26 protein-coding genes are annotated in these 26,824 nt (G+C 44.8%); 2 read left to right on the plus strand and 24 right to left on the minus strand.

Translation table 11 applies throughout. The features are described 5' to 3' along the window. Window positions 1–9: 9 nt before the first annotated feature. The 9 genes from MZO41_RS10430 to MZO41_RS10470 all read right to left on the minus strand — a co-directional run bounded on the left by MZO41_RS10430 (window position 10) and on the right by MZO41_RS10470 (window position 9,581). Window positions 10–1,101, minus strand: coding sequence for a glycosyltransferase family 4 protein (locus MZO41_RS10430; protein WP_128650824.1), 1,092 nt, complete (start codon window positions 1,099–1,101; stop codon window positions 10–12). Then, on the minus strand, window positions 1,101–1,766 hold the full coding sequence (locus MZO41_RS10435) for a sugar transferase (protein ID WP_024521680.1): 666 nt from the start codon (window positions 1,764–1,766) through the stop codon (window positions 1,101–1,103). Before MZO41_RS10435 ends, MZO41_RS10430 begins: the two co-directional genes overlap by 1 nt. Next, the gene (locus MZO41_RS10440; RefSeq protein WP_003640785.1) at window positions 1,753–2,694 is read right to left on the minus strand and encodes an NAD-dependent epimerase/dehydratase family protein; all 942 of its coding nucleotides are present in this window, start codon (window positions 2,692–2,694) and stop codon (window positions 1,753–1,755) included. The genes MZO41_RS10435 and MZO41_RS10440 overlap by 14 nt, the downstream gene beginning before the upstream one ends. A gap of 15 nt (window positions 2,695–2,709) precedes the next feature. Beyond that, window positions 2,710–3,489 carry a tyrosine-protein phosphatase gene (locus MZO41_RS10445; RefSeq protein WP_003644575.1) on the minus strand — a complete coding sequence of 260 codons (780 nt, stop codon included), beginning with the start codon at window positions 3,487–3,489 and terminating at the stop codon, window positions 2,710–2,712. Further along, window positions 3,470–4,177, minus strand: a complete 708-nt coding sequence (locus MZO41_RS10450; protein ID WP_003640787.1) for a CpsD/CapB family tyrosine-protein kinase — start codon at window positions 4,175–4,177, stop codon at window positions 3,470–3,472. The genes MZO41_RS10445 and MZO41_RS10450 overlap by 20 nt, the downstream gene beginning before the upstream one ends. Before the next feature lie 17 nt (window positions 4,178–4,194). Continuing rightward, complete coding sequence (locus MZO41_RS10455; protein WP_003640788.1) at window positions 4,195–4,953, minus strand: YveK family protein; 759 nt, start codon at window positions 4,951–4,953, stop codon at window positions 4,195–4,197. Window positions 4,954–5,375: 422 nt separating this feature from the next. Next, on the minus strand, window positions 5,376–7,190 hold the full coding sequence (gene uvrC, locus MZO41_RS10460; protein WP_013355666.1) for an excinuclease ABC subunit UvrC: 1,815 nt from the start codon (window positions 7,188–7,190) through the stop codon (window positions 5,376–5,378). A 182-nt stretch (window positions 7,191–7,372) separates the two neighbouring features. Next, window positions 7,373–8,113 (minus strand): amino acid ABC transporter ATP-binding protein, encoded by a 741-nt coding sequence (locus MZO41_RS10465; protein ID WP_003640790.1) that lies wholly within the window; start codon window positions 8,111–8,113, stop codon window positions 7,373–7,375. After that, window positions 8,106–9,581 (minus strand): ABC transporter substrate-binding protein/permease, encoded by a 1,476-nt coding sequence (locus MZO41_RS10470; protein WP_003640791.1) that lies wholly within the window; start codon window positions 9,579–9,581, stop codon window positions 8,106–8,108. The genes MZO41_RS10465 and MZO41_RS10470 overlap by 8 nt, the downstream gene beginning before the upstream one ends. Window positions 9,582–9,786: 205 nt before the next feature. Here MZO41_RS10470 and MZO41_RS10475 point away from each other — a divergent pair, with 205 nt between their 5' ends. Further along, window positions 9,787–9,957, plus strand: coding sequence for an SPJ_0845 family protein (locus tag MZO41_RS10475; protein ID WP_003640792.1), 171 nt, complete (start codon window positions 9,787–9,789; stop codon window positions 9,955–9,957). 54 nt (window positions 9,958–10,011) lie between these two features. On the opposite strand, the gene MZO41_RS10480 is transcribed toward MZO41_RS10475, so the two are convergent. The 11 genes from MZO41_RS10480 to rpsO form a co-directional block, all read right to left on the minus strand. Next, window positions 10,012–10,419: an iron-sulfur cluster biosynthesis family protein gene (locus MZO41_RS10480; protein WP_003644577.1), complete on the minus strand. Its 408-nt coding sequence runs from the start codon at window positions 10,417–10,419 to the stop codon at window positions 10,012–10,014. Between the two features lie 246 nt (window positions 10,420–10,665). Next, a complete protein-coding gene (locus MZO41_RS10485; RefSeq protein WP_003640794.1) occupies window positions 10,666–10,962 on the minus strand; it encodes a nucleoside triphosphate pyrophosphohydrolase family protein in 297 nt (98 codons plus the stop codon). Between the two features lies 1 nt (window position 10,963). Beyond that, window positions 10,964–11,557 (minus strand): ribosome biogenesis GTP-binding protein YihA/YsxC, encoded by a 594-nt coding sequence (yihA, locus tag MZO41_RS10490; protein ID WP_003640795.1) that lies wholly within the window; start codon window positions 11,555–11,557, stop codon window positions 10,964–10,966. Between the two features lie 158 nt (window positions 11,558–11,715). Next, on the minus strand, window positions 11,716–12,981 hold the full coding sequence (clpX, locus tag MZO41_RS10495; RefSeq protein ID WP_003640796.1) for an ATP-dependent Clp protease ATP-binding subunit ClpX: 1,266 nt from the start codon (window positions 12,979–12,981) through the stop codon (window positions 11,716–11,718). 294 nt (window positions 12,982–13,275) lie between these two features. After that, on the minus strand, window positions 13,276–14,598 hold the full coding sequence (tig, locus tag MZO41_RS10500) for a trigger factor (protein ID WP_003640797.1): 1,323 nt from the start codon (window positions 14,596–14,598) through the stop codon (window positions 13,276–13,278). A 203-nt stretch (window positions 14,599–14,801) separates the two neighbouring features. Next, entirely contained in the window at window positions 14,802–15,989 is a 1,188-nt protein-coding gene (gene tuf, locus MZO41_RS10505; protein ID WP_003640798.1) for an elongation factor Tu, read from the minus strand. 214 nt (window positions 15,990–16,203) lie between these two features. Beyond that, a complete protein-coding gene (locus MZO41_RS10510) occupies window positions 16,204–17,118 on the minus strand; it encodes a hypothetical protein (RefSeq protein ID WP_013355668.1) in 915 nt (304 codons plus the stop codon). A 62-nt stretch (window positions 17,119–17,180) separates the two neighbouring features. Further along, complete coding sequence (locus tag MZO41_RS10515; RefSeq protein ID WP_003640800.1) at window positions 17,181–18,905, minus strand: ribonuclease J; 1,725 nt, start codon at window positions 18,903–18,905, stop codon at window positions 17,181–17,183. A 19-nt stretch (window positions 18,906–18,924) separates the two neighbouring features. Next, window positions 18,925–19,797 carry a 4-hydroxy-tetrahydrodipicolinate synthase gene (gene dapA, locus MZO41_RS10520; protein ID WP_003640801.1) on the minus strand — a complete coding sequence of 291 codons (873 nt, stop codon included), beginning with the start codon at window positions 19,795–19,797 and terminating at the stop codon, window positions 18,925–18,927. A gap of 117 nt (window positions 19,798–19,914) precedes the next feature. Beyond that, window positions 19,915–21,117 carry an MFS transporter gene (locus MZO41_RS10525; protein WP_003644579.1) on the minus strand — a complete coding sequence of 401 codons (1,203 nt, stop codon included), beginning with the start codon at window positions 21,115–21,117 and terminating at the stop codon, window positions 19,915–19,917. A gap of 136 nt (window positions 21,118–21,253) precedes the next feature. Further along, window positions 21,254–21,523 (minus strand): 30S ribosomal protein S15, encoded by a 270-nt coding sequence (gene rpsO / locus MZO41_RS10530; protein WP_003639022.1) that lies wholly within the window; start codon window positions 21,521–21,523, stop codon window positions 21,254–21,256. Window positions 21,524–21,750: 227 nt separating this feature from the next. Between rpsO and rpsT the strand changes: the two genes are divergently transcribed. Next, entirely contained in the window at window positions 21,751–22,005 is a 255-nt protein-coding gene (gene rpsT, locus MZO41_RS10535) for a 30S ribosomal protein S20 (protein WP_003645660.1), read from the plus strand. Between the two features lie 176 nt (window positions 22,006–22,181). On the opposite strand, the gene holA is transcribed toward rpsT, so the two are convergent. From holA to MZO41_RS10555, 4 genes are read right to left on the minus strand one after another with little or no spacing between them, the layout of a single operon-like run. Then, window positions 22,182–23,243: a DNA polymerase III subunit delta gene (holA, locus tag MZO41_RS10540; RefSeq protein ID WP_011101660.1), complete on the minus strand. Its 1,062-nt coding sequence runs from the start codon at window positions 23,241–23,243 to the stop codon at window positions 22,182–22,184. Continuing rightward, a complete protein-coding gene (locus MZO41_RS10545) occupies window positions 23,194–25,485 on the minus strand; it encodes a DNA internalization-related competence protein ComEC/Rec2 (RefSeq protein ID WP_016510987.1) in 2,292 nt (763 codons plus the stop codon). Before MZO41_RS10545 ends, holA begins: the two co-directional genes overlap by 50 nt. Then, on the minus strand, window positions 25,486–25,971 hold the full coding sequence (locus MZO41_RS10550) for a ComE operon protein 2 (RefSeq protein WP_003645663.1): 486 nt from the start codon (window positions 25,969–25,971) through the stop codon (window positions 25,486–25,488). A 54-nt stretch (window positions 25,972–26,025) separates the two neighbouring features. Further along, window positions 26,026–26,751: a helix-hairpin-helix domain-containing protein gene (locus MZO41_RS10555; protein ID WP_013355671.1), complete on the minus strand. Its 726-nt coding sequence runs from the start codon at window positions 26,749–26,751 to the stop codon at window positions 26,026–26,028. Window positions 26,752–26,824 lie beyond the last annotated feature (73 nt).

Genomic DNA, 26,824 nt, shown 5'->3' on the forward strand with positions numbered 1-26,824 from the left:
TCGTCCCTTCTAGGCCAAGCAACGCAAATAGTACGCCTGCGTTTGTTCGAGCATCTCATGCTCAGTATAGTGACGTTGATACATTTGATAGGAATTAGTCTTGACCTCGGCGATCTTTTTCGATTGATAGAGTGTCAGAATTTTTTCAGCAATCTGGCGCGCATCATTGGTGACCAAAAAGCCATTATGATCAATCAATTCCTGAATGCCCCCAACATTCGACGCAATAATCGGCAGACCTTGGGCTAAGGCTTCCACTAAACTGATTGGGAGTGCTTCATAATCAGAAATCAGCACCCCAACGTCCGATTGAGAATAATATTTTTGTACATTATCCACCACCCCATAAAAGTTCACTTTACCATCCAGATTCAACTGGTGCGTTAGCGTTTTACAGGCTTCAATCGAAGGGCCGTCACCCAGAAAATGACACACGATTGGTAGATTTTCCGGCAAGTATGTCAATGCTTGAATCAGGATATCCTGCCGTTTTGGTGTATCAAAGCGTGCCGCCATTGATAGTACAAAGACCTCGGAACTGGTCGCCTTGTTTGCGCCCGTTAATGCTGTCACGCCATTATGGATAACACGAGCAGGATGAGCACTAGTAATCACACCACTTTGGACACCCAAATCATAATCAAACTGCGAGACACAGATGTAAGCCGTTGTCAGGCGACTTAATGCTTTTTCAATAGTTTTCATCAATAGCTGCCGTTTCTTCCCGACACCAGGAGTAAAGCCCCAGCCATGGACCGTAAAAATGACTTTCATTGGCAATCTAATCGTGGCGAGCCTCCCAATCATACCAACCTTCGAAGAATGCAAATGAATAATATCTGGCTGCCAATTTTTTACTAATTTCCTTAACGTGTAGATTGCTTTCAAATCACTCAGCGGTGCAATCGGATGTACCAGGCTGGCAACTCTGACAACTTGCACGTCTTGAAATTCTTTCGCGACGCTTGCACTCAGGCGTCCTTCAACGCCGTATACTAAGGCAACGGCATTGCCACGCATCACTTGCGCTTTGATCAAACTATATAGATGCGCCTGGGCCCCACCCCAAGTCGCTTGAGTAATGATGTAAACAATCTTCACTACCGCGCACCATCCCCGGAAATAATCACCCTAACCGTTCCCATCAGCATCTTGATATCAAACCAAATCGAAAAGTGCTCAATGTAATAGTTATCGTACTGACACTTGGCACCCGGTGTAATATCATAGCCACCATTGATCTGCGCATAGCCGGTAATGCCAGGAATGATTCGTAGCCGTTTCGGAAAATCAGGATAGCGTTCACTGAATTGTTCGGTTAGTTCTGGCCGTTCCGGGCGAGGTCCGACCAAACTCATATCGCCCTTCAAAACATTCCAAAATTGTGGTAACTCATCGATCCGAGTTTTGCGCATCCAGCGTCCAACCGGCGTCACCCGAGGATCATTTTTTTTTGCCCAGATCGCACCCGTCTGCGCCTCAGCGTCCTGATACATTGATCGCAGCTTAATCACGTCAAAGGTCGTCCCCATCCAACCGACTCGCTCCTGCTTGTAGAAAACGGGACCGTCAGAAGTCAACTTGATAAGTATGGCAAACACAATTACGATGGGAACGCTGAGCAGTGTGCCCAATAAGCCGACTGCTAGATCGAAACACCGCTTTAGATCCATCTTCCAGCCGGTGACCGGAACACCAATTTTGCTAATAAATTCACAGTGTTGTTCGTCAGCCACGATTGATTCATTAATCTCAACTTCGTGCATGCTCACATTCCCCTTCCCAGTACTTAGTTAATCCTCTTCTCAACGGCCACTCTGATTCATAATTTAAGCGTGCCAACTTGCCAATACTTGCAACTGAATGATCAACTTCACCACCCCGCTGCTCGGCCCGTTTGATTTCAAGTTGTTGACCAGCAATCTCTTGATACATCTGAATAATGCCATTTAAACTAGTTTCTAAGCCATTGGCAATATTGATCACTTCATGTTGCACTTGATGTTCTGTAATCAACCATAATGCCTTGATAACATCACTTACATATACAAAATCACGAGTCTGCGTTCCATCACCGAATAATGTAAATGGTCGCTGTGTTTTCAAACAATCCGTCAAAATCGACAAAACCCCCGAATACGGTGAGCTTGGATTCTGACGCGGTCCATAAACGTTGAAGAACCGCACACAAACGGTCGGCAAATCGTACAACTCACCGTATGCCAATACAAAACGTTCAGTCGCATACTTATCAATAGCATACGGTGACACGGGTGCGACGCGCGAATCCTCGCGTTTTGGTAATTCAGGTAGATTGCCATAAACCGCCGCCGAAGAAGTGAATAGAAATTGCTTAATAGGCAAGCGAATTTGGCGAATATGTTCGAGCAAGTTAAATACCGCGGTATGATTGACAGCATGCGTTTCTGCCGGCCGCTCAATCGAATCCGCCACACTCGCAATCGCTGCCAGAAAATAAATATAGTCTGGCCGTTCGTCTGCTAACAATTGTTGCATGAATTTATCGTCACAGACATCCGCGACGTATATCGTAATCTGTTCCCAATGCTTGATATTGCTGATGGCCCCCATTGACAGATCGTCTACCACCACCACCTCAAAGCCAGATTCAACTAAATGATCAACCAAGTGCGAGCCAATGAACCCCGCACCTCCCGTTACCAATGCCTTCATAACTATTTACCCCTCTCAAAAAAGCCAAAATTTTCGTCGTTGATTTGGTCGCAAGACTTCCCCTAACACTACTGGATCCCCGTTCAGTAGCAGTCTTGCATTCACTGCAAAAGATGCAGGATTGGTACTATCTAACCGTGCTAATGCCTGATAACCTGCCCGCATCATAAATCCTCGTCGTGCCATCAAATGCGCATCTGAAGCAATCACTTGGACCAGCCCGCATTCAACTAATTCCAGCGCTGTACTTTTAACCGCTCGCCCAAATTGCCCAACGAGACTCCCCGCTGTTAGCTGTGCCAAACAGCCCTGCTGCACTAAATCATAGAGCCGCTCTGGTTGTGCCATAATCTGAGCATTTCGCTCTGGATGGGCAATCACCGGAGTCGTCCCTTGCTGTAAGAGCTCAAAAATTACTTGCGCCACGTAATTAGGTACCTGCTCGTGTGGCAATTCTAGTAACAAATAGCGCCGACCAACATCAATTCCTAGCAAGTGCGGCAGAGCTGTCGCCAAATCATCTCGCAAATGGACCTCCTGACCGGCAAAAACGGTCAGTGGAATTTGTTGCCGCTTAAGTTCGGCCTGGAGCTCGGCAACGGCCCGCTCAACTACCAGGCCAGTATTCTGATAACGCCGATCTAGATGATGTGGCGTTGCCAAGACGTAATGAATGCCATCAGCCACCGCTTGTCGCGCCATTTCGACTGCCTGAGCAAGCTGCTGGGGGCCGTCATCCAATCCCGGTAATAAGTGACAGTGCAGGTCAATATACTCAGTTGGTCTCAGTCCCATAATAGCCGTACCCATAACCGTGAGTTTTAATGTCCACGTCATTTAAAATAGTCCCGAGTAATTGTGCGCGAGCATTCTTCAAGGCACTCACTGCCTGGCGCACCGCAACTTTTTCGACAAAGTTTTGGCGAACGACTAGGACAGTGCCATCCACTTGACCAGCTAAGATCCGAGCGTCGGTCACGGGCAGTATCGGCGGCGCATCAACAATCACTAAATCTAACTTACGTGTTGCGACCGTTAAAAACTCGGTCATTCTATCGCTGGCTAATAACTCAGCTGGATTGGGTGGTTTAGGCCCACTCGGCATGACAAACAAATGATCAAGTACGGGATAAATGGCCTCGTTCACGTCCGTCAGTTGCCCGCTTAACCATGAACTCACTCCCCGTTGATTACTGATCGCAAACGTCTGATGAATCGTCGGCCGCCGCAAATCAGCATCGACAAGTAAGACTTGCAGGCCTTTCTTGGCGTATTCCACGGCTAAGTTGCTGCCGACCGTTGATTTTCCCTCGCCCTGAATCGCTGACGTGATCATTAGTGTTTTCAACGGTTTACCGACCATCGCATAGTTAAGATTTGTTCGGATCGTTTTGACTTGCTCAGTTACGACTGACATCGGTGCCGTCAAAGTTGTTAACTGTATGCCGGTATGCATATTCGCTACTCTTCGCCTCAATTTCATAACCGTTCCCCCCTATGTTAAACTCGTTTGACTGCCGCTTTAACAACTGACGTCACCGGCTGTGGTTTAATTGCCGGTTGGTCGTGAGTCGCTGTGACCGGCTGTTGATGATTAATGATTCCTAGACTTGTCAGCATTAATTCATCTGCTAGGTATTCGAGTGTCTGCACTCGCCGATTGGACAAGATTCGGACACTTGCATACACCAATCCCAAAATCAGCCCCCCCACGAAACCAATTAGGATATTGATGATTTTTTTAGGCGCTACCGGCTGATCCGGCGTCTCTGCGGGTGCAACGATCGTTACATTATTGACCCTAATAATATGCTGGACCTGATCTTTAAACGTTGCAGCAATTTGGTTCGCAATCATTGCACTAGCTTTCGCATTTTTATCACGAACAACGATTGAAAACACCTGCGAATTGGCCGTACTGGTCACGCTGACCGTTTGCTTAAGCGACTCAAGTGAGCGTCGAATGTCAGTTTCTGCCATTAAAGTCTGCCGTGCCGGCTTCAACACGACTGGTTTTGTAATTAATTCCTTATAAGTCGTAATCATCTGCACATCGGCTTGCTGGCCCGTCAAATCCGCGCCCGCACTACTGTGTTTGCGGTTCACTAATATTTGAACATTGGCTTGATACTCGGGCTGAATGACCCACAAAGTCACCACTGTTGCAATCGTCCCGCCCAAAATCATTAAACTCAATAATACCTTCCAATACTGACGAATGAGTTTAACAATAAAATCAAAGGTTATTACTTGCTCCATTCCACACGCTCCAATATTTCTTGACTGACTTTTATTAAACGATTGACATTATTGTAGAAAACCAGTTGCAAACGACGCAATAGTTTTCACGAATTTTCATGAAACTCATATAAATACAAGCGAATATTCGACAATCTCTAAATTTAAATTGACGTTATAGACAATAATGTTATATTTATTGATAGTTACTAATCAATATAATATAAATCGTATAATTATTTGACTTTATTTTAGCTCGTATTTACCCACAATTATTTCGATTAAATCATCGGTTACTCCAGCAACCAATGTGCTTTTCAACTAATCACAAAATCGACATTTTTACAAATCAATGATGCTTTCAAGCATCAAAAAAGACCACCTAGTTCGTGAAAACTAGATGGTCTTCTTAACATTAATTACATTAGTTAGCCAGATGACAACTATGTGGCGCCCTTTTGATAATGCTTCGGTGTTACACCACCACCGGCTAATGAAAATTTGACAGTTTGTGCAACGTTTTTAGCAATTCCCAGGGACTGAATCTCTTCCAGTGAGGCACCAGCAATTTTACTCATCGATCCAAATTTACGTAATAATTTATTACGCGTCTTCGGCCCAACACCAGGAATCTCATCCAATCGCGAACTCAATGAATGTTTGGTATGCACTTGTCGGTGGAACGTAATCGCAAAGCGGTGCACTTCATCTTGAATCCGTTGTAACAAATAGAATCCCTGACTCTTCGGATCTAGATGTAGATGCTGATCCCCGGCCGAAGCGAGTAAATCCGCCGTCTTATGGTGGTCATTTTTGACCATCGCCGCGACTGGCGTTGCAATCCCTAATTCGTTCTCTAAGACGTCCTTAGCGGCTTCCAGCTGGATCTCGCCACCATCCATCAAAATCAGGTCGGGCAATGCTGCATGCTCCTTCAGTAGCCGTGTATAGCGCCGCCGAATCACTTCACGGGTCGATGCAGCTTCATCAGCATGATCGACCGTCCGCAACTTATATTTCCGATACAATTTTTTATTCGGTTGCCCGTCCGTGAAGACGACCATGGCAGAAACCAAGTCGGCCCCCTGAATATGAGAGTGGTCAAAAGCCTCAATTTTATGACCAGCAGGAATGCCTAAAGCATCCGTGATTTCTTGCATCGCCCCCGTCGTCTTGCGCGCATCCAATTCCAACAACCGGAACTTCTCTTCTAAGACGATTCGAGCATTTTTTTGTGCCATGTCCAGCAAATCCTTTTTCTGGCCGCGTTGAGGGGTCCTTACCGGAATTCCGAGAATGTCACTCAGGACCTGCTTATCAAGACCGTTGGGGACTAAAACTTCGCGTGGTAGAACGTTATTTTTGCGATTATAAAATTGCAAGATAAAGCTCGTCATTTCTTCAGGTGCAGTTGACACTACTGGGAACAAGCGTTTCTCGCGCTTCATCAACCGCGCTTGCCGAATAAAGAAGACCTGAATCGAAAGCCAGCCTTTATCAAGATAGAAATTAAACAGGTCGCGGGGCGTATTATCGTTTGAAATAATTTTCTGCTTTTCAACCGTCATTTCAATATAATTCAGTTGATCACGTAATTCAGCGGCTCGTTCAAATTCTAGGTCAGCGGCCGCTTGATCCATTCGTTTAGTTAACTGCTTCTTGACCGTTTCAACGTGACCATTCAAAAAGGATTTAATCCGCTTGATCTGAGCGTCATATTCTGCCACCGGCACCGTTTTAAAGCAAGCTCCCAAGCATTGGCCCATATGATAATAGAGACACGGCCGCTTCTGGAAACCATGGCAACGCCGCAACGGATAGACCTTCTGAATAAAATTGACCGTTTCCTGAGCCGCGTAAACATTGGGATATGGCCCAAAGTAGTAGCCACCATCTTTACGAACATCACTGACGATCAGGATCTGGGGGTCTCGTTCATTGGTAATCTTAATGTACGGATAACCGGTTCCCTTTTTTAATTTAATATTAAAGTACGGTTGATGTTTTTGAATTAACGTAATTTCTAGCAGGAAGGCTTCCTTATCCGTTGAGGTCACAATAAACTCAAAGTCCGCAATCTCTGATACTAACCGCGCGGTCTTACCAGTATGGCTGCTTTTGAAATATGAACGCACCCGATTTTTCAAGTTCTTGGCCTTACCCACATAAATGATCTGACTGTTTAAGTTCTTCATCAGATAACATCCTGGTAAGTCCGGTAACAAGGATAACTTATGTTCAATATGCGCGGATGCCATAACACACCTTCCCTTCATTTAGATTAGCATTATTAGTATACCGCCTGCTAGCATGGGGCTCAACCAAACAGCCCGGAAATATGATTTTTATTATGACCGACTATTCATCACTGTCGCTACTGATCACAGTGTAGCAAAAAACCGGTAATCAGCAACTGAGCTGATTACCGGTTATGTGTTGTTTACATCAAAATTTTAGAAAGAAAATCTTGGGCCCGCTCTGTTTGCGGGTTCGCAAAGAATTCCTCAGGCGTATTATTCTCCTGAATATAGCCATCAGCCATGAACCAGATTCGATCCGCTACTGACTTAGCAAAACCCATTTCGTGAGTGACCACAACCATGGTCATCCCATCCTTAGCAAGTTCTTGCATCACGTTTAACACTTCCCCAACCATTTCCGGGTCCAAGGCAGACGTTGGTTCGTCAAACAGCATCACTTCAGGGTTCATCGCCAACGCACGAGCAATCGCCACCCGTTGAGCCTGACCACCTGAAAGACTACTTGGAAAGGCATCCGCATGATCGTCCAACCCAACGCGTTGCAATAATTCGTGCGCTTGCTTAGTCGCCGCGGCATCATCGACATGCTTGACCTTCATCGGCGCCAATTTAATGTTTTCCAATACAGTCATGTTGGGAAATAGATTAAACCCTTGGAAAACCATTCCCATTTTTTCACGTAGCGCGTTAACACTCTTCGTATCCAAAGTTGTGAGATCTTGACCTTCGAAAGCGACTTGACCACTTGTGGGCGTCTCGAGTAAGTTTAAACAACGTAAGAAGGTACTCTTCCCACCACCAGAAGGACCAATCACCACGATCACCTGACCGGGTTCAACTTTTTCTGTAATATCCTTTAAAACGTCATTTTCACCGAAGCTCTTCGCAAGGTCTTTAACTTCAATTACTGGTTTAGTCATGTTGCATTCTCCTTTCGAAGTAGTTCAAGATCCGTGAAGCGGTAAAGGTTAAGATGAAGTATAGCACCATAATAACAACGATCGGTGCAACCCCCCGGTACGTATCTGAACGAACAATGTTACTTTGATAAATTAATTCAGTGACCCCAATAATCGAAACGATGGAACTATCCTTGATCAACGTAATAAATTCGTTCCCAAGTGATGGCCAAATGTTCTTCAATGCTTGTGGCAAGACCACGTAACGCATCGTTTCACCGTTGGACATTCCTAAACTCCGAGCAGCTTCCGTCTGCCCAACATCGACGGAATTAATCCCGCCACGAATATATTCAGCAACGTACGCACCAGAGTTCAAGGAAATCGCAATAATCCCAGAAGTCAGTGCTGGTAAATTGACGAATAACCCAAGTCCGAAGTACACAAACATCACTTGGACCATCATTGGCGTCCCACGAATAAATTCAACATACGCAGTTGCTAACCACCGAATGGCAGTCTTAAGTGGATTTCCTTTAGCCATCCGTGCTAATGCCAATAAAATACCGATGATAAAACCGAAGAAAACGGAGCAAACCGTAATGATTAACGTATATTCGATCCCGGTTGCAAAAGCCTTCCAGTAATGTCCCATTGACGTATTAACGGTATTGGTCTTCAAATACTTGCCGGCTGCCGGTAAGTATTGCTTTTTAACGAGGTTCTGTTTCTTAATCCGATCAACGGTCTTATTGACTTTGTTAACAAGACTAGTTGAACCTTTCCGAAATGCGATCGCCGAACTCGTTGCACTAGAGCTCATGTTGAAGTCACTAGGAATAGCAACCAAACTCTTATTGTTTGCAACATAGGCTTCTGCAGAAGGCTTTTCCATAGCAACCCCATCAACTTTGTGACTCTGAAGTGCCAAAATCAGATCAGATTGTGAAGTCATCCCTTTAGCCTTGGCAGTCGTTTGGTTTTTGACGGCATTATATTGAGTCGTTCCAGTTTGGGCACCCAACGTGCCATTCTTGAATGAATTCTTATTCTTGTACTTGCCCTTATCAGTCTTATTGATGACAATATCGTAGCCACCTTGATAATAAACGTGGGTAAAATCAACATTTTTCCGCCGTGAAGGGGTTGGGTTCATCCCAGAGATAATCATATCAACCTTGCCAGTTTGGAGTGCCACTAGCAATGAGTCAAATGACATGGATTTGATCTTCAGCTTCACGCCCAGATCCTTAGCAACTTGTTTCCCAATCTGAACATCCATCCCAACGATCTTACTCTTACCGTTGACCGTTGCTTGAAACTCATACGGTGGATAATCAGGCGACGTCCCCATTACTAAGACGCCCTTTTTCTGAATTTGTTCTAATGAATTATCGGCCGCTTGCGCATGTTGCGTCTGTCCGAGTGGGACGACGGTCATGATCAGGGCCACAATAATGGCTAAAAACCACCCAAATCTTTTTTTCATAGGTATTCTCCTCGTTTTGTAATTTACAAGAATAAAGTATAACCGCATATGATTATTTATGCAAGTATTTTTGAGAATTTCTTTATTTTATGCATAAATAAGTCGTTTATACACGTTTTGACCCATTGATTATGCATAAAAGACGAATAACTGACAAATTGTCGGAAATTTGCTATGATAGGCGTTAATCGAAAGGAATGATTTTATGAGTTTAAAAGTACAGCGTCAAGATAACCTTGATAAGCTATTCGACAAGTTTGCCATTGGTCCTGACGATAAGGATAAACTCACCACTAAAGCGGTTCAGGATACTATTGACGAACATGCTAAACGCAAAGAAAATAAGGCAGCTGATAAAAAGGACGCCCATAAATAGCAGTCAAAAAAACGCAATGGCAGTTAGCCATCGCGTTTTTATTTGAATAACTATTTAGCAAATTTTAGTCCCGATTGTTTGCATCTTTTCGCGCCGCTCTGCTTCCGTTTCTGGTGAAACATCGCGCCAATCAACAACAGCCAAAGCACCGTCGAGCATCCCGCTATCATCCTTGAGCGCTAAAGCATTATGCCAGCGAGAAATGTTGAGGCCGTTCCCCAAGTAGGCTTCATCAGCCGGTGCAACGTGCATCACATAACCAGCATTATTTTCTAATGGCGTGGTATAGTCGGGATCAGCGGCTTTAAGAATAACTAACTGAAACTTATTACCAATGGCACAGCTACCGCCTAAACTCGAATATTTGTTAGAACCATCGTCAGTTGTTAAAATTACTTGACTCCCTGCCGGAATCTTATCTGCAAGGTAGGCTTGAGCATCGTCTTTGATATTAATCTTCATAGTTAAGCATCCTTTCCGTTTCAAAAACATTTAAGTTGTGCACAACTCTTTTACAGTCTTTAATTTACGCTATTTCAGCTGCAAATGCAATTAATTTACCTAGAAAAGTGAAAATAAACAGCCGAACTCAATAATGACACAATTTTTGCAAATGATATGTGGTCGTCCGTCGCAATAAAAAAGAGTTGGGCTGCCAGCCTTACCTGCTGACAGCCCAACTCTTCAGGTTAGACCACTCTTCACCGACTATTTAACTGGTTTACCATTCGGGTACTTATCGTTGAGTTTAACAATATTTTGTTGCGCAACTTCTTCGAACGGAATATCCGCCCATTCAGCAACTTGTGATAAGTACCATAACACATCGCCCATCTGTTTCGTCAGCTGATCTTTATTCAAACGTTCACCATGAAACGTATACTTTTTGACTAAGTCAACGACTTGACCAGTCTCTGAAGCTAATCCCAGCGATAAGTTCGTCAGCACCTGCTCATTACCATATAATGTCCGATTTGCTAACGACTGATACTCATTAAATTCCAAGTTAGTTGCCTCCCACAGTGTGCGCTTCGATCCATTGCCAAACAGCATCCTTGCCTTCTTTGGTCTTAGCTGAAAAGGCGATAAAATCGTCTTCAGCTTGGAAGTTAAGCGTCTTTTTAATTAAACTTTCCTGTTTGTTCCACTTACCACGCGGAATTTTATCACTCTTAGTTGCCACGACCAGTAATGGCATCTCATAGTAACGCATCCACTCGTACATTGCGACATCGTCTTTAGTTGGCGCATGACGTGCATCGACTAGAATAACGACACCCCGCAGTGTCTCTCGGCTTGTTAGATACGTCTCAATCATTTGTCCCCACTTCTCACGTTCCTTCTTAGATACCTTAGCATAACCGTATCCCGGAACATCGACGAAGTATAATTGATCTTCAACTTTATAAAAGTTCAGTGTTTGGGTCTTCCCAGGTTGACTAGACGTCCGCGCATAGCTATTGCGGTTAATCAACACATTAATCAGGGATGATTTTCCGACGTTAGAGCGCCCCGCTAACCCAATTTCTGGAAACCCAGTAGTCGGGTACTGGCTCGGCGCTACCGCGCTCATGACAAGTTCAACGTTATGCACTTCCATCGAATTAACTCCTTCTGCAATCGTATTGCATTCATTTTACCATAATTTTTGCAGCGGGTTGTCATCCGCGCTCAAATTCGATTTAAACAGCACTCAGGACCGCGAATGAAAACTCATCGCGGTCCTGAGTAATGTCTATTGATCTTCTGAACGAAACGTTAGGAAGCTTTTTGATCAGCTAAAACCAGTTCTGGTTCAGCGTGATCAGCAACCGTCTCGCGAGTAATAATCACCTTTTTAACATCTTCACGACTTGGAATATCATACATAATGTCCCGCATCGTGTCTTCAATAATCGAGCGTAGACCCCGAGCACCAGTATTACGTGCTAAGGCTTCTTGCGCGATGGCACGTAAAGCGTCATCGTTAAAGTCTAATTCTGCACCGTCTAGAGCAATTAGGCGTTGATATTGCTTGACAAGCGCATTCTTTGGTTCCGTTAAGATCCGGACCAAATCATCTTCCGTTAAACGTTCTAGCGCAGTCAATATTGGAAGGCGCCCAATAAATTCAGGAATTAAACCGAATTGTAAGAGGTCTTCTGGCACAACTTGTTGCATGAGACTCTTGGAATCGTCTAGAACGGCATTCTTACCATCGGTGTCCGTACCGAAACCAATCGTTTTATCGCCTAGGCGACGTTTGACGATGTCTTCGATTCCATCAAAGGCCCCACCAACGATGAATAAAATGTTGGTCGTGTCAATTTGAATAAACTCTTGTTGGGGATGCTTACGCCCGCCCTGCGGTGGCACATTGGCAATCGTACCTTCCAAAATCTTCAAGAGGGCTTGTTGAACCCCTTCACCGGAAACATCCCGTGTAATTGAGACATTTTCACTCTTCTTGGCGATCTTATCGATTTCATCAATATAAATGATCCCTTTTTCGGCACGTTCAACGTCGTAATCCGCATTTTGCAGTAATTTCAGCAAAATATTTTCAACGTCTTCACCAACATAGCCGGCTTCAGTTAACGTCGTGGCATCCGCAATAGCAAATGGCACATCCAAAATTCGCGCTAAACTCTGAGCTAAGAAAGTCTTACCAGAACCAGTTGGTCCCACTAAGCTAATATTACTCTTTTGTAATTCAGGACCATCTTCGGTCTCTTCATCATTATCAGCCATGGCCTTAACCCGCTTGTAGTGGTTATAAACCGCAACTGATAGGGTCCGCTTAGCTTCATTTTGGCCGATCACGTATTGGTCTAACTCGTCTACAATTTCCTTTGGCGTTGGGATATCTGTTAATTCATGGGTTTGTTCTTCGCTAAACTCTTCATCGATAATTTCTTTACATAAATCGATACATTCATTACAGATATAAACGCCGGGGCCAGCCACGATCTTTTTAACTTGATCTTGTGATTTACCACAAAATGAGCAGTTCACAGGGCCGTTTGTCTCGGTATTTTCAAACATTCATTCTCACCTCATCGATGTATTTACATGGATTAATCATAACAGAAAAACTGAGCTAAAACCAGCTTAGGCACTGTCTTCTACGTCCACTACTATAACATGGACGAACCTAAACCCGAAATTATCTGTTCAATCATCCGGCTAACCACTTTGAAAACCGAATGATTCTCGCAGTAAATCACAGGCGTCAGCCAAATAGCTATTAAATTAATCTTACGATTAGCTGACGCTATGTAAAAGGGTCTCGGAAGAATTATTCTTCCAAGACCCTCGACTTGTATCTAATTGAATTAATTAGTTCTTGTCGCTGTCGTCTTTTTTGTCTTCTGCTTTGGCATTTTGCTTAGCAGAATCCGCAATCAAGTCAACGGCTTGGCGAATCGCAATGTCATGTGACAACATGTCATCCGTTAAAGCACCACGAACAGCACTTTCTTCCATGTTGTATTGACTAGCTAAATCCTTAACTTCGGCCGCAATTTCATCCTGAGATGGCTTGATGTTTTCAGCTTCAACAACCGCTTCTAAGACCAAGTTAGTCTTAACCCGGCGTTCAGCATCAGCAGCAAATTGCTTGTGCAAGTCGTCTTCAGTAGTACCAGTCAACTTGTAGTAAGTCTTTGGATCGATACCTTGTTGTTGCATATTAGCCAAGTATTGATCCATTTGACGATGAATATCGTCTTCTTTCATGGCATCAGGAATTGCTTGAATTTCAGCATTGTCAACCGCTTGGTTTAAAGCTTCGTCTTCAATGGCATCATGTGCAGCGGATTCCTTTTGTTCCTTAAGTTCGTCCTTGATCTTAGCTTTTAATTCTTCAAGTGTGTCAACATCTTCGTCAACATCCTTGGCAAATTCGTCATCTAATTCAGGGAGTTCCTTAGTCTTGACTTCATGAACTGTCACTTTGAAAGTGGCTTCTTTGTTTTGTAAGTCTTCAGCTTGGTAATCCTTAGGGAACGTTACCTTAACTTCAGTTTCGTCGCCAGCCTTGACACCAACTAATTGGTCTTCAAAACCAGGGATGAATGAGTTAGAACCTAATTCAAGTGAGTAGTTTTCTGATTCGCCACCTTCAAATGGTTCGCCATCAACGAATCCTTTGAAATCAATAACCACCGTATCGCCCTTAGCGGCTGGTTGGTCTTCCTTCAAAACTAATTCAGCTTGTTTTTCACGCCGTGATTCTAATTCGGCATCAACATCCTTAGCATAAACGCGAGTATTTTGACGCGTTACACTAAGTTCCTTGTATTGACCAAGCTTAACTTCTGGTTTAACCGTTACAACGGCCTTTAATACCCAAGGCTTACCTTTTTCCATGCTATCAACATCGATTTGAGGTTGATCAACTGGTTCGATTTCAGTTTCCTTGATTGCTTCTTCATATGCCTCTGGGAGCACGATGTTTAAAGCATCTTGATAAAGTGCTTCTTCACCATACATTTGATTGAAGATTTGACGTGGAACCTTACCCTTACGGAAACCAGGAACATTTAAGTTCTTTTTAGTCCGTTGGAAGGCCTTGTCGATACCTTCACTAATTTTATCAGCACCAATTTCGAATGTTAATTCGCCTTGGTTGCCTTCTTTCTTTTCCCACTTTGCAGCCATTGTATTCCCTCCGAAACATTATAATTTCTACAATTCTAGTCAATTGCATACTTGTTAAGTTTAACCTATCGACACCGTAAAGTAAACCAAATTGGCTAAAAAAGCGCATAAGCTCGCGATTTATTGTTCGTTTTTCTTAAAAAAAGCGACTTGGAAGAAGACTTCCAAGTCGCTTAGATCAATCAATGAAAATCAGTTAGAGATTAGTCATCAATTTCTGAAACAACACCGGCACCGACAGTATGACCACCTTCACGAACCGTGAACTTGGTACCCTTTTCGATGGCAGCTGGTTGAATCAATTCAACAGTGAACGTTACGTTGTCACCAGGCATAACCATTTCAACGCCGTCTGGCAATTCAATAACACCAGTGATATCAGTGGTGTGGAAGTAGAATTGTGGACGATAGTTTGAGAAGAATGGCGTATGACGGCCACCTTCTTCTTTGCTCAAGATATAAACTTCACCCTTGAACTTCTTGTGGGTTTGGATCGAACCTGGCTTAGCCAAAACTTGGCCACGAACAACTTGTTCACGGTTAACACCACGTAATAACGCACCAACGTTATCCCCGGCTTCACCTAAGTCAAGTGTCTTACGGAACATTTCAAGACCCGTAACAGTTGACTTAAGAACATCTTCGTGTAAACCAACGATTTCAACTTCGTCGCCGACCTTAACAGTCCCACGATCGATACGACCAGAAGCAACAGTCCCACGACCAGTGATTGAGAAGACGTCTTCAACAGGCATTAAGAAAGGCTTTTCAGTATCACGAACTGGAGTTGGGATGTATTCATCAACAACATCCATTAAGTGCATGATAACCTTTTCTTGTTCTGGGTCGCCTTCAAGTGCTTTAAGCGCTGAACCACGGATAACAGGAATATCGTCACCAGGGAAATCGTATTCTGAAAGTAATTCACGTACTTCCATTTCAACCAAGTCAACTAATTCGTCATCGTCAACAAGATCAGTCTTGTTTAAGAAGACAACGATATAGTCAACACCAACTTGGCGAGCCAAGAGGATGTGTTCACGCGTTTGTGGCATAGGACCATCAGTTGCGGCAACAACTAAGATTGCACCGTCCATTTGAGCGGCACCAGTAATCATGTTCTTAACGTAGTCAGCATGTCCTGGGGCATCGATATGAGCGTAGTGACGCTTTTCAGTTTCGTATTCAACGTGGGCAGTGTTGATAGTAATACCACGTTCACGTTCTTCCGGAGCAGCATCGATAGAAGCAAAGTCTTGTTCTTTAGCCAAGCCCTTAGATGCTAATACCTTAGTGATTGCAGCGGTCAAAGTAGTCTTCCCATGGTCAACGTGGCCAATAGTACCAATGTTTACATGGGGTTTTGTTCTTTCATAATGTTCTTTTGCCATTAATGAAACCTCCTGTGATTTTCGCAAGAATAACGTCGAGGCCAAAATGGTCTCAACAATTCTTTAGTTAGTATTATACTACATCCTAGTGAAAAGGCCAAATCGCGCACCCATCACTGAGAATCCTTAAATATTATATATAGCCTAATCTGATTTGTAAACAGATATTATTCAAAAAATTGAATTTTTGTTAGTAAATTCTTATTACACACGCTTATGATTGTAAATCAAGGCTAAATTGCTGAATTTTTTGCTGAATTTTCATCATTTTTTCAGTTTGGTCATCAGACGGCGCTATCGTCTGCCCAGTTTGCAAACTAATCAAAAGATCGATCCAAGCCGTGGAATCTGTAATAACCTGTGCAGCGCATGGATATAAATACATTAATTGCAATTGTAAAAGTTCTCGTAAGCTTTCATATAAAAAGACATCTTGATTACCAAGTCGCACTTTCAAAGCATGGTAAACGGCCTTGCTCGTCTCGTCCTGACCGAGTGCGACTAACTTTGCTGGACACAGTGTCAACATCTTCTCATCCAGTAGCCACTGCATCTTGACCGTCTCTGATACTTGCAATTGGTACAGTGTATATAACACTTCTACTCGTGTTAAGGGATGCAAAAACGGATCTACTAATAGAAACTTGGCTGCCGTCAGATAGCGCTCATATGGCAGGTGACGGGCTGCTTGCAAACCTGCCACCTGTTTCTGGACGGGCTGGTCAGATAAATGATAAAAATGACGCATTGTTGTGGTCAATGTCGATCCTAGCGTTCGCTCAGCCGTACTCTCCGCCGCTTTTAAAGTTGTGTTTGCAGCCGTAGTCCACGTACTCGTTGGGCGTGCCTTGATCATAATGTGGGCAGAAATGAAGTCATGATTAGCAACCAATGCATTCAGATACAGATCTGCGGCCGCATCGGTTGCTAAATACTGCGCTTCAAACTCACTGGCATAATTAGCTGCTGCCACATATTGTTGATCAGCCACCAACGCTTGGACCAATTCGTAATTAACTGGTGCCGTTTGCTGTGCCTGATACACTTGCTCCCACAAACTAGCCGCCTTGGACCAATCCTGAGCTCGACTGGCTTGTTCGGCGGCCAATTGTGTTTCAGCTATTGTCATTGAACCTTCCTCCTCTTCATTGTAACCAAAAAAGTCGGAAGTAGCTTCCGACTTTTTTAATACTAAGCTTTAGATTCAGTCTCGACTGGTTTGGCTGGTTTAGCCTTCTTTGTACGCCGATGATGCTGATTAACTTCCATAATAACCGGTAAAATAACTGGGTGCCGCTTGGTCTGGTCCCATAAATAATGGTTCAACTTCTCACGGACAGCCTGTTTTAAATGGCCCCAATCAAACTCTTTATTATCAAGATTTTCTTGCACCGTCGTTTTGACTAACTCAGCGCTCTCTTGCATCAAGTCTTTACTAGTCTTGACGTAGACGAAGCCCCGTGAAGTAATCTTAGGAGTGGCAATAATCTTCTTCTTTTTGCGATCAATCGTGACCACTGCCACGAAAATACCGTCTTCAGACAAAATCTTGCGGTCACGTAACACAATGTTTCCAATGTCACCGACCCCGATGCCATCGATCATCGTATCGCCGACTTCGATTGAACCGGCCAAGTGCATGGTATCACCGTCATAACGTAACTGGTCACCCTTGGCTGCGATCAGGACATGGTCGTCCGGAATTCCAACTTCACGTGCAAAGTCCGCATGAGCATCCAACAGACGATACTCCCCTTGAATCGGAATGAAATATTGGGGCTTCATCATGTTGATCATCATTTGCAAGTCACGTTTAGCGGCATGGCCGGAGGAATTCATTTCATCAGCAATCGCCTTAACGTCCGCATCAGCACGATAAATCATATCACGGGTCTTGGCAACCACGGTTTCCATCGAATGTGACGGTGTGGTAGTAATAAACACCAGATCACCCTTTTCGATATTGACCTTGCTCTCCTGCTTATTAGCCATCCGTTGTAAGGCCTTAATAGGTTCGCCCATTCGGCCCGTTTGTAAAATCACGATTTGTTCAGGTTTAAGTTTATCAATGGCTTTAAGTGGCACGACAACGTCTTCAGGCATGTGTAACTTGCCTAAATCGATTGCGGTCTTCACGATACTCTCAACGTCACCAGGCATTAAAGCGACTTTCCGATTAGACTTTGCAGCGGCATCTAAAACTTGCTGAATACGCAAGATATTGGATGCAACTGAAGCGACAATGATCCGTCCTGGATGATATTTAAACGTTTCTAAAACATAGGCCGCAATTTCACGTTCACTGACCGGCTGTTCATAATTTTCTGCATTAGCTGAATCACTAAGTAACGCCAAGACGCCTTTTGATCCAATCTCCGCCAACCGCGCAAAATCAGTCTGATAGTCGCCTGCGGCCGTCGGATCAAACTTAAAGTCACCGGTATAAACGACCTCACCGGCACTGGTTTGCAACACGATTCCCATTGAATCTGGAATCGAATGGGTCGTGCGGAAAAACGAAACCGTGACCGTGCCAAAATCAATTTCTGTCTTCTCATTAATGATGTGGAAGTCATTAAAGTTTTTAGCTTTAGGGTCCTTTTGCAATTGAATTTTTGCCAACTCAATGGTTAGCTCTGAACCAAACACGGGAACGTTGAACTCATTCAAAAAGTACGGTAACGCACCAATGGCATCAGCGTGGCCGTGGGTCAAAAAGACACCGACGATTCGATCAGCATTTTCTCGCAAATAACTGAAGTCCGGAATCACGATATCAATTCCTAATAACTCATTTTCCGGGTACTTTAACCCACAATCTAAAATATAAATATCACCATCGACTTCGACAGCATACATGTTTTTGCCGTTCTCACGGACCCCACCAAATGGGGTAATTTGAATTTCACTACTCAATTATTTCACCTTGATTCTTCTAAATGTTTAATGTTTTAAAAAGCTGAGCCGTTTGTTCAGTACTCAATGGTAAGATTGGTAACCGTGGTTCACCCACCGGCTGACCCAAATGATTTAAGGCCGCTTTAACTGGCGATGGCGATGGTGCACTAAACAAGGCACTCATCTTGGGTGTTAAGTCCCGTTGATACTTAGCGGCCGTGGCAATCTCACCCTGGTCGATGGCACTAAACATCGCCGTCATTTCGTCACCATAGATATGACTTGCCACTGAGATAACCCCAGCACCACCAATTTCCTTGGCAGCCAAACTCTGAGAATCTTCACCAGTATAAACAAGAAAATCAGCCGGTGCATTTTCGACAATCGCGCCAAACTCTTCCATCGTCGCACACTGCTTAATCCCAATAATATTGGGATTTTGTGCTAATGTTAAGATCGTGGCCACGGTCATCTTCACAATAACCCGGCCCGGAATATTATAAATAATAACTGGTAAGCCACCTTGATCAGCAACCGCTGTAAAGTGGGCAATCATACCAGCTTGATCAGGCTTGTTGTAGTAGGGAACCACCACTAAAGCTGCATCAATCCCCTTAATCTGACTAACCTTCTTAGTAAATGCGATGGTAGCAGCGGTACTGTTTGAGCCGGTCCCGGCCACGATTGGTACCCGACCATCGACAATCTCAGCTGCTTTCTTTAGTAAGGTTAATTTTTCATCTTCGGTTAGCGTTGGTGCTTCACCAGTTGTCCCACCCACCAGAATACCTTGGGTGCCGTGTGCCAATAAATGTTCAATCAAACTTGCTAACCGCTTTTCGTCCAATTGTTGGTGATCATCGAAAGGGGTCACCATTGCGGTCATCAAATCAACGTTTGCAAAGTTCATGATCTAAAAACTCCTCTATTAAAATTTACAAGTACCAGCGTACCTGTTCCGATTAAGTAACTCTCCCCAGTTTACCACATTTTAAAGTAAAGCAATAGTTAGACCATTCAATGCAATCTAATGTGGTCGTTGCTGACTAAAATACGCGACCCACAGCATCAATGCCATCAGCTGTAATCCAGCCGTAACAATAAAGATTGACTGATACCCCCACCAATTGGCAACAATCACGGCTAACCCGGGGCCGACCACGTTACCACAAGCTTGCGCGGACTGATTTAAACTAAACACACGCCCAAACGCTGCGTGTGGGACATGCTCGACTGTCATCACTTGAAGCGCGGGCAATAGTGCCGCATCCGCAATTCCCAGTATTAGCCGTAGCCCGACCAGCCACGCGACCTGATGTACTAAACTAGTCAACAATAAGTCAACAATCGCTAAAATCAAAAAAATAACTAAGCAACGGCCAGCGCCCAGCCGATCCAGAATGCGCCCAACACGACCAGCCATTAGAATCGTGGCAAGTCCCGGCGCAGCCGCCACAATCCCCGTCATCAAGATAATCGTCTGCGCCGTTGCTTGGGGCGCTAACTGTCCGACCAGCAAGCTTAACAGTGGTGTTATCGCATTGGTCGTCGCCTGAACAACTAGTAACGATGTCAGCAAGGCACAAATAAAGCGACCACCCAATTGATGTAAGATTGGTCGCAATGGTGGTAACGTGGCGCGACTAACTGCCGTCACCTTCTCTTGAACACCCCACCAGGTCATGACAAAGACAAGCGCCATCAAACTACTAGTAGCCACGAACGCCCCCCGATAGCCAACGGTATTAGCCAGCAAGCTTCCCAAAAGCGGCCCCATCAATGTGCCACTGATGCTACCAGTGACCAGTTTACTTAACCACTGGCCACGTTGTTCCGCAGGTACGGTAATCGAAATCAGTGCGTTAGCATTATTGATGTAACCTGAAAACGCTCCCTGTGCGGCTCGTAAAATCAAGAGGACGATCACGTTAGGTGCTAGTCCCACACCAAGAATCGTTAAGGTCATCATGCCAGATGCGCGTAGACACATCAGCTTACGCCCCTTTTGATCCGCCAATCGGCCCCACAATGGTGCGACTAAAGCTTTGCAGGCGTATGTCACGGCAAACGCCGCTGCCCCTAGAAAATTCAACTGGGTCGTTGAATAATCGCCTAATGTCTGAATATACAGCACAATAAACGGTAACGTCATTGCGTTACCTAAATCAGTGATTAAACTGCCAAACCATAAGACCCGAAAGTTACGAGTCAACGTTGCCATTGCTTCCATGAAATCCCCTCATTCACTTTTGAATAAACATAAGTATAGCGAACGGTTGTTTGGGTTTAATAAAGTTTATGTATCGTTTCTGTAATTTTTTACACAAAAAAAGAACCACCCGCAGGCAGTTCTCGTAATCTCAATATTAACGACGAAGACCAAGACTTTGGATTAAGTCACGGTAACGGTTAACGTCTTCTTTACGAAGGTAAGCTAACAAGTTACGACGGTGACCAATTTTCTTCATCAACCCACGTTGTGAATGAAAATCCTTCTTGTGAACTCGTAAATGTTCGTTTAATTCGTTGATGTCTTCCGTTAAAACTGCAACTTGGACTTCAACAGAACCAGTATCGCCTTCGTGACGAGCATACTTGTTAATAAGCTCCGTCTTCTTTTCGCGTGAAATTGCCATGTGTTTCAACCACCTTTCCAATAATTGCCCTAAACTGAGTAAATCGTTGGTGGTGCACGAAAAACTAAGTAAAGGGTTGCTGAACACTTGATATAGTCTAGCAAACTAAAGAGTAAAAAGCAAGTTTCAATACATATCAAGATAAATTACTTTACACATAACGGTTGCATTCAAGCCGGGGCTTATGTATAATAGCATTTGTTGAAAAAATGATGGAGGTGAATCTGATGCCAATTATCAAATCCGCTATTGAACGCGTGAAAACAAACAATAAAGCAAACGTCCGTAACACCGCCCAAATGAGTGCGATGCGGACTGCTGTTAAAAAATTTGAAGCTGCTAAAACTGCTGGTGCCGACAACGTCGACGATTTATACTTAGCAGCAACTAGCGCCGTTGACAAGGCTGCTTCTAAAGGTCTTATCAAGCGCAACAAAGCTGCCCGTGACAAGTCACGGATGGCTGCACGTTACGCTAAATAAGCTAATTTTACGCCCGAGCATTGCGACGGCGTTTTTTTATCGCCTTTAATGACTCAAAAGATGGTCGACCGAATTCTGAGAATTCCGGTCGACCATCTTTTTTTGGGCTCCATATCTAAGCACTATTACTTTTGCCTTCGTGAATAGTCGTTCTCGCTTGTCCAACAAGCCAATGCCTAACGGGACAGCCGCGTTCCGACCGCTGACTGTCGCTCATTAACAAATTGAACCATAAATAACTCAAAGAGCAACTCCGGGTCGCGTTGTGTCGTTTTCATTTGTACTTCTGTTTGGAGCAGTCCTAAGTACGCCGCCCGTAACGCAGCTTGATCAAAATGGCGGACCGTTTGCATGGCTAGTTTGACCCGATATGGGTGCACTTTAAGCGTGCTAGCTAGGCTGCCCTGACTATAGCCTGCACGCGCCATAATTTTGACCTGTAGCAACAATCGGAATTGTCCTAATAAGATTGCATTGATCTTTAGTGGGGCTTCCTGAGCTGCCACCAGTTCATGGTAAAGTTCGACCGCTGACTGCGTCTGATAACGAAGTACATCGTTGACCAAATCAAAAACATTTTGCGTCAGTGATTTAGTCACCAAAGCCTGAACTGCCGCTAAATCAATTCGTTGGGATTGGGCTGCGTAAATCATCAACTTCGGTAATTGTCCCATAATCAGTCCCAACTGCCCGTCAGTTCGATTAACCAGTTCCTGTAGTGCGTCCGCATCAATGCGAATCTGTTTCTCATCTAACGCCGCTTGCACATAGCGTTGCGTTTCAGCCTCCGAGACTTGGTTGACTTCAACCGTCGTCGCCTGTTTTTTTAACGTTTTAACGAGCTTTTTACGCGCATCTAATTTCTCATAGGGTGCCATAAACACCAGAATCGTACTTGGTTCCGGTTGTTCAAAATAGTGCTGTAGTGAGGCCAGATCATGGTCAACCTTGGTCTTCTTATTTTCACCCGTCAAAAAGTACGGGTGATTAATAAAGACTAATCGCCGTTCACCAAAAAACGGTGCCGACATTGCATCATCTAAAGCCACAGCTACTGGCGTCGTTTCCATATCATAACTGCCGACGTTCATCGTTTGTTCTTCACTGGGAATTTGCTGCGTAAAAGCCTGTTTGAGCTGATCGGCCAAATAGTCGACCGTTCCCAAGATAACATAGATTGATGCCAAGTCACCGTTGCGAATCGATTTTAACGCCTGTTGTGCGTTGATGGCGATCACCTTCCTTTAAAAATGTTTGCCAACGTCCCTGGCGATGATTAACGAAACGATAGGTTATCATCCCCTGCAAAGCCGTTGAATAAGTGACAATATGCTGTTCAGCTAGAGTTATTAGTGTTTCTTGATTCGGATGCCCATAGCGATTGTGCCGACCCACCGATAAAATACCGTGGTGCACACCTAATTGGCGCAAAGCTAACGGATCCGAGGCTGTTTTACTGCCATGATGCCCTAGCTTTAAAACGTCCACGCGTAATTGTGGATATCGGGCAACGATTGCACGCTCCCCCGCTCGGTCAAGATCACCCGTAAACATGAAACGTTGCTGACCAAAAACCCCCGTTAGCACCAACGAATCTTCATTTTCAGCCCGTCCCGGTTTAAACGGATGCACCGCAACCAATCCATCTGCAAACGTATGGCCGGCCAATGCTTCAACCACTTTAGGCCGCTTTCTGGCGGGCACTAGCAGCTTTTGAAACTTGGCTAGGCGCGCCATTCCGGCAGGTACCACCACTTGATTGACCGGCATCAAGCGTAATAGTTCACCCAAATCACCAATATGGTCAACATCCTTGTGTGATAAATAAACTGTATCCAAGTGAGTGATCCCTAGCCGGTGCAAATAATTGACCGTAATCGTTTCCGCACGCGATCGCGGTTGTACCTGCTCTGCCTGCCAACGTGGCCGGGAAAAGTGTAGTTGCCCCCCAGTATCGATCAAACTCACTTGGCGGTTAAATGGTTGGCGAATCAAGATCGAATCGCCCTGACCGACATCGATAAATTGAACGGCACCGTGAAGTGGAAAACGTAGACTAAGACTAAAACAAGCATATGCCAGTAACAGTCGCCAGTAATACCGACGCCGCGGTGTCCGTAACAACCACAAACTCAATAGACTGAGCGTCCATGCCCACAGTGTACTCGGTTGACCGATAATGAGTAGGCCTGGCCAATGGCTGACCCACTCAAGCCAATTCTGAAAATTAACCAACACCCATTCACACACGCTGGTGACATTGGTAGAACCAAAGCCAATGCTCGCCCCCACGACCGTCACCGGTAATAATACCCAACTAAAAATAGGCGCAACCACCAAATTGACTGCTAAGGACCACAGATGCCACTGCGCCGTAGCTACAAGCAAAACCGGTAAACTGATAACCTGAATCCAAATTGCTAATCGCCACGGCGGCAAACCAGGCATTAAGATCAGCAGCAAGGCTAGTCCATAACTGAGCTGACCACCTAATTGGCTCAATACCAAAGGATTATGGGCAATCCCCATTATCAGGGCAAGGCTCCAACCACCCAACGCCCCACTTGACTGATGTGTTAGCAACTGCCAAATAATTGGTAAAGCCGCGGTTACAACTGCCCGCCGCAAGCTATCGGCACCGCCGCCCAAGACAAGGTATGCTGGCAAGAGCCCTAATAACCAAATATCGATTGCTTGCTGACTTAGATGCAGTCGTAACAAGACCCATTGCAAGAATTTAACTAATAAAATAACATGCATACCCGACAAACTGAACAAATGCAATAGTCCCAGCTGTTGAACGGCCCCCATTGTCGTCTGAAAATCTGTGGGGCGTATCCCAACCAGTAGACTCGTCGCATAACGACTAAGCGTTGGTGGCAATCTTTGACAGGCTAGAAAGAATTGCTGACGCCATTGGTGTAATCGATCAAGTAGCCCCAGCCAACCACGCCGCGACGCAATTTCTATTCGTTGAACCGCTGTGACCGTTACTTGGCGGGCGATGCCTTGACTGCGATAATACCTAGGCGCATTAAACTGCCCCGGGTTGGTAGGAGGTGCGATGGCGGCGACTTCCCCCTGAACGTGCCAGATCGTCCGGTGAGTAAACTGGGTCAGATACTGTTTTTCAGTGGCACTTTTCAGCTGTCCTCTAACAAGTACTTTGCCCATTGGACTAGTGGCAATCAGCTGATACTGACCACCGCGCACCGTAATCGCATCGGGTTGGACAGCCAAATGGCTTGTGACCACCTGACTGGGCCGCTGAACAATGGAGGCGAAACGGTGGTTTTGCCAGTTCAGCCAGATTGCCAAAGATAAAACACAGCCAATCGTCACCATCAAACACTGTCGATCTCGTAATCGGATGACTCGCAATAACCAAATTAATAATAATCCGGCTGCCAGCCATTGTTGGTCAACTAACCAACTACTAAGTAAGCCGCACGCAATGGCAGCAAAAAATAGTGCACGCAATTAGTCACGATCTAACAAGATTTGATCAAGATTCAGCTTATCCAAATCTGATTGGTCGAACTGAACTTGTTGTAAAGCCACGTGTTTTCGTTCAATTAAGGACATGGCATACGCATCGTTATGATAATTACGTAAATAATGAATTTTTTGAATTCCAGCTTGTAATAACATTTTCGTGCATTGTAAACATGGAAAGTCAGTGACATAGATTTCAGCACCATCCGTAGCTGCACCGAATTTCGCACACTGCAAAATCGCATTCATTTCCGCGTGAATAGTGCGAACACAGTGCCCATCAACAAGGTAACACCCCTCATCGATACAATGAACATCGCCGGATACTGAACCATTGTAACCACCCGCAATAATGCGTTTGTCGCGAACAATCGTGGCACCAACCGAAAGCCGCTCACACGTGCTTCGACTCGCCAATAAGACCGCCTGCATCATAAAATACTGATCCCATGGAATTCGTTGATCTTTCATCATTTTATGCCTCACTTTCAATGACAGTAGTATACCAAAATGTGCGCTTTGAAACTAGACGGTGAGCTGGTCTTTGTATTTGGCCACAGTCTTTTCTCCAAAGCCACTGACGTTTTTCAAATCATCAATTGTTTTAAAATTACCATGTTGCTGGCGATAATCAATGATTTTTTCAGCTTTCTTCTGCCCGATTCCGCTCAACGTTTGCAACGCGGCCACATCAGCCGTGTTGAGATTGACCTTATCCGTTGCCGCATGATCACTAGTTGGTGTTCCGCCAGTAGGCCCCGTTGACTGGACGACTGGTGGCGCAACAGCCGGGGCCTGTTCGCCCTTAGCTGGCACGTAGATCACTTGCTGATCGGTTACTTTGGCAGCCAAGTTGATCTGCCGAGCATCTGCCTGTGGCTGCATGCCTTGTGCCAGTTGGATGACATCCGCGACCCGCATACTAGCAGTAACCTGATACAACCCTGGTTTATTAACCGCACCCTTAATATCGACATACCCGGGTGAACTAGCACCTGTCGGTCGGGCTGGGCTCGGTGTAGCGTTCGACGGTTGGGTACTCGTTGCGGGCTGGTCAGCATTGGCAGACGTTCGACTCGCGCCTCCCATTGATGTGGAATTGAACGAATGCGCCAACAAGTTATCCGTACCGGCGGGTTGAGGCTGCTTAAGTTGACTCAGTGCCCATCCCGTTATCAAAATAATGATCACGGCAGTAACACCACCAACAATCCGCCAGTGTATTTTGAGCAGCTTAATCCAATCTATCATTTGTTTTCACCCCTTCAGCGAATAGTTACGCAAAAGGAGCGGCTGCCCATGAAAAAAGTTTGGGTTTTACCCC

Origin of the sequence: Lactiplantibacillus sp. C232 (assembly GCF_023806725.1) — a bacterium.
Lineage (GTDB): Bacteria > Bacillota > Bacilli > Lactobacillales > Lactobacillaceae > Lactiplantibacillus > Lactiplantibacillus plantarum.

What these genes read in the sequence shown, in the direction of transcription:
- MZO41_RS10475 (WP_003640792.1), top strand. Translation starts at nt 9,787, where the DNA reads ATGAGTTTAAAAGTACAGCGTCAAGATAACCTTGATAAGCTATTCGAC.
- MZO41_RS10440 (WP_003640785.1), bottom strand. Translation starts at nt 2,694, where the DNA reads ATGAAGGCATTGGTAACGGGAGGTGCGGGGTTCATTGGCTCGCACTTG.
- MZO41_RS10465 (WP_003640790.1), bottom strand. Translation starts at nt 8,113, where the DNA reads ATGACTAAACCAGTAATTGAAGTTAAAGACCTTGCGAAGAGCTTCGGT.
- MZO41_RS10555 (WP_013355671.1), bottom strand. Translation starts at nt 26,751, where the DNA reads ATGATAGATTGGATTAAGCTGCTCAAAATACACTGGCGGATTGTTGGT.
- MZO41_RS10455 (WP_003640788.1), bottom strand. Translation starts at nt 4,953, where the DNA reads ATGGAGCAAGTAATAACCTTTGATTTTATTGTTAAACTCATTCGTCAG.
- uvrC (WP_013355666.1), bottom strand. Translation starts at nt 7,190, where the DNA reads ATGGCATCCGCGCATATTGAACATAAGTTATCCTTGTTACCGGACTTA.
- MZO41_RS10510 (WP_013355668.1), bottom strand. Translation starts at nt 17,118, where the DNA reads ATGACAATAGCTGAAACACAATTGGCCGCCGAACAAGCCAGTCGAGCT.
- MZO41_RS10470 (WP_003640791.1), bottom strand. Translation starts at nt 9,581, where the DNA reads ATGAAAAAAAGATTTGGGTGGTTTTTAGCCATTATTGTGGCCCTGATC.
- clpX (WP_003640796.1), bottom strand. Translation starts at nt 12,981, where the DNA reads ATGTTTGAAAATACCGAGACAAACGGCCCTGTGAACTGCTCATTTTGT.
- dapA (WP_003640801.1), bottom strand. Translation starts at nt 19,797, where the DNA reads ATGAACTTTGCAAACGTTGATTTGATGACCGCAATGGTGACCCCTTTC.
- MZO41_RS10550 (WP_003645663.1), bottom strand. Translation starts at nt 25,971, where the DNA reads ATGAAAGATCAACGAATTCCATGGGATCAGTATTTTATGATGCAGGCG.
- MZO41_RS10480 (WP_003644577.1), bottom strand. Translation starts at nt 10,419, where the DNA reads ATGAAGATTAATATCAAAGACGATGCTCAAGCCTACCTTGCAGATAAG.
- rpsO (WP_003639022.1), bottom strand. Translation starts at nt 21,523, where the DNA reads ATGGCAATTTCACGCGAAAAGAAGACGGAGCTTATTAACAAGTATGCT.
- tuf (WP_003640798.1), bottom strand. Translation starts at nt 15,989, where the DNA reads ATGGCAAAAGAACATTATGAAAGAACAAAACCCCATGTAAACATTGGT.
- MZO41_RS10445 (WP_003644575.1), bottom strand. Translation starts at nt 3,489, where the DNA reads ATGGGACTGAGACCAACTGAGTATATTGACCTGCACTGTCACTTATTA.
- tig (WP_003640797.1), bottom strand. Translation starts at nt 14,598, where the DNA reads ATGGCTGCAAAGTGGGAAAAGAAAGAAGGCAACCAAGGCGAATTAACA.
- MZO41_RS10435 (WP_024521680.1), bottom strand. Translation starts at nt 1,766, where the DNA reads ATGCACGAAGTTGAGATTAATGAATCAATCGTGGCTGACGAACAACAC.
- MZO41_RS10450 (WP_003640787.1), bottom strand. Translation starts at nt 4,177, where the DNA reads ATGAAATTGAGGCGAAGAGTAGCGAATATGCATACCGGCATACAGTTA.
- yihA (WP_003640795.1), bottom strand. Translation starts at nt 11,557, where the DNA reads ATGGAAGTGCATAACGTTGAACTTGTCATGAGCGCGGTAGCGCCGAGC.
- MZO41_RS10525 (WP_003644579.1), bottom strand. Translation starts at nt 21,117, where the DNA reads ATGGAAGCAATGGCAACGTTGACTCGTAACTTTCGGGTCTTATGGTTT.
- rpsT (WP_003645660.1), top strand. Translation starts at nt 21,751, where the DNA reads ATGCCAATTATCAAATCCGCTATTGAACGCGTGAAAACAAACAATAAA.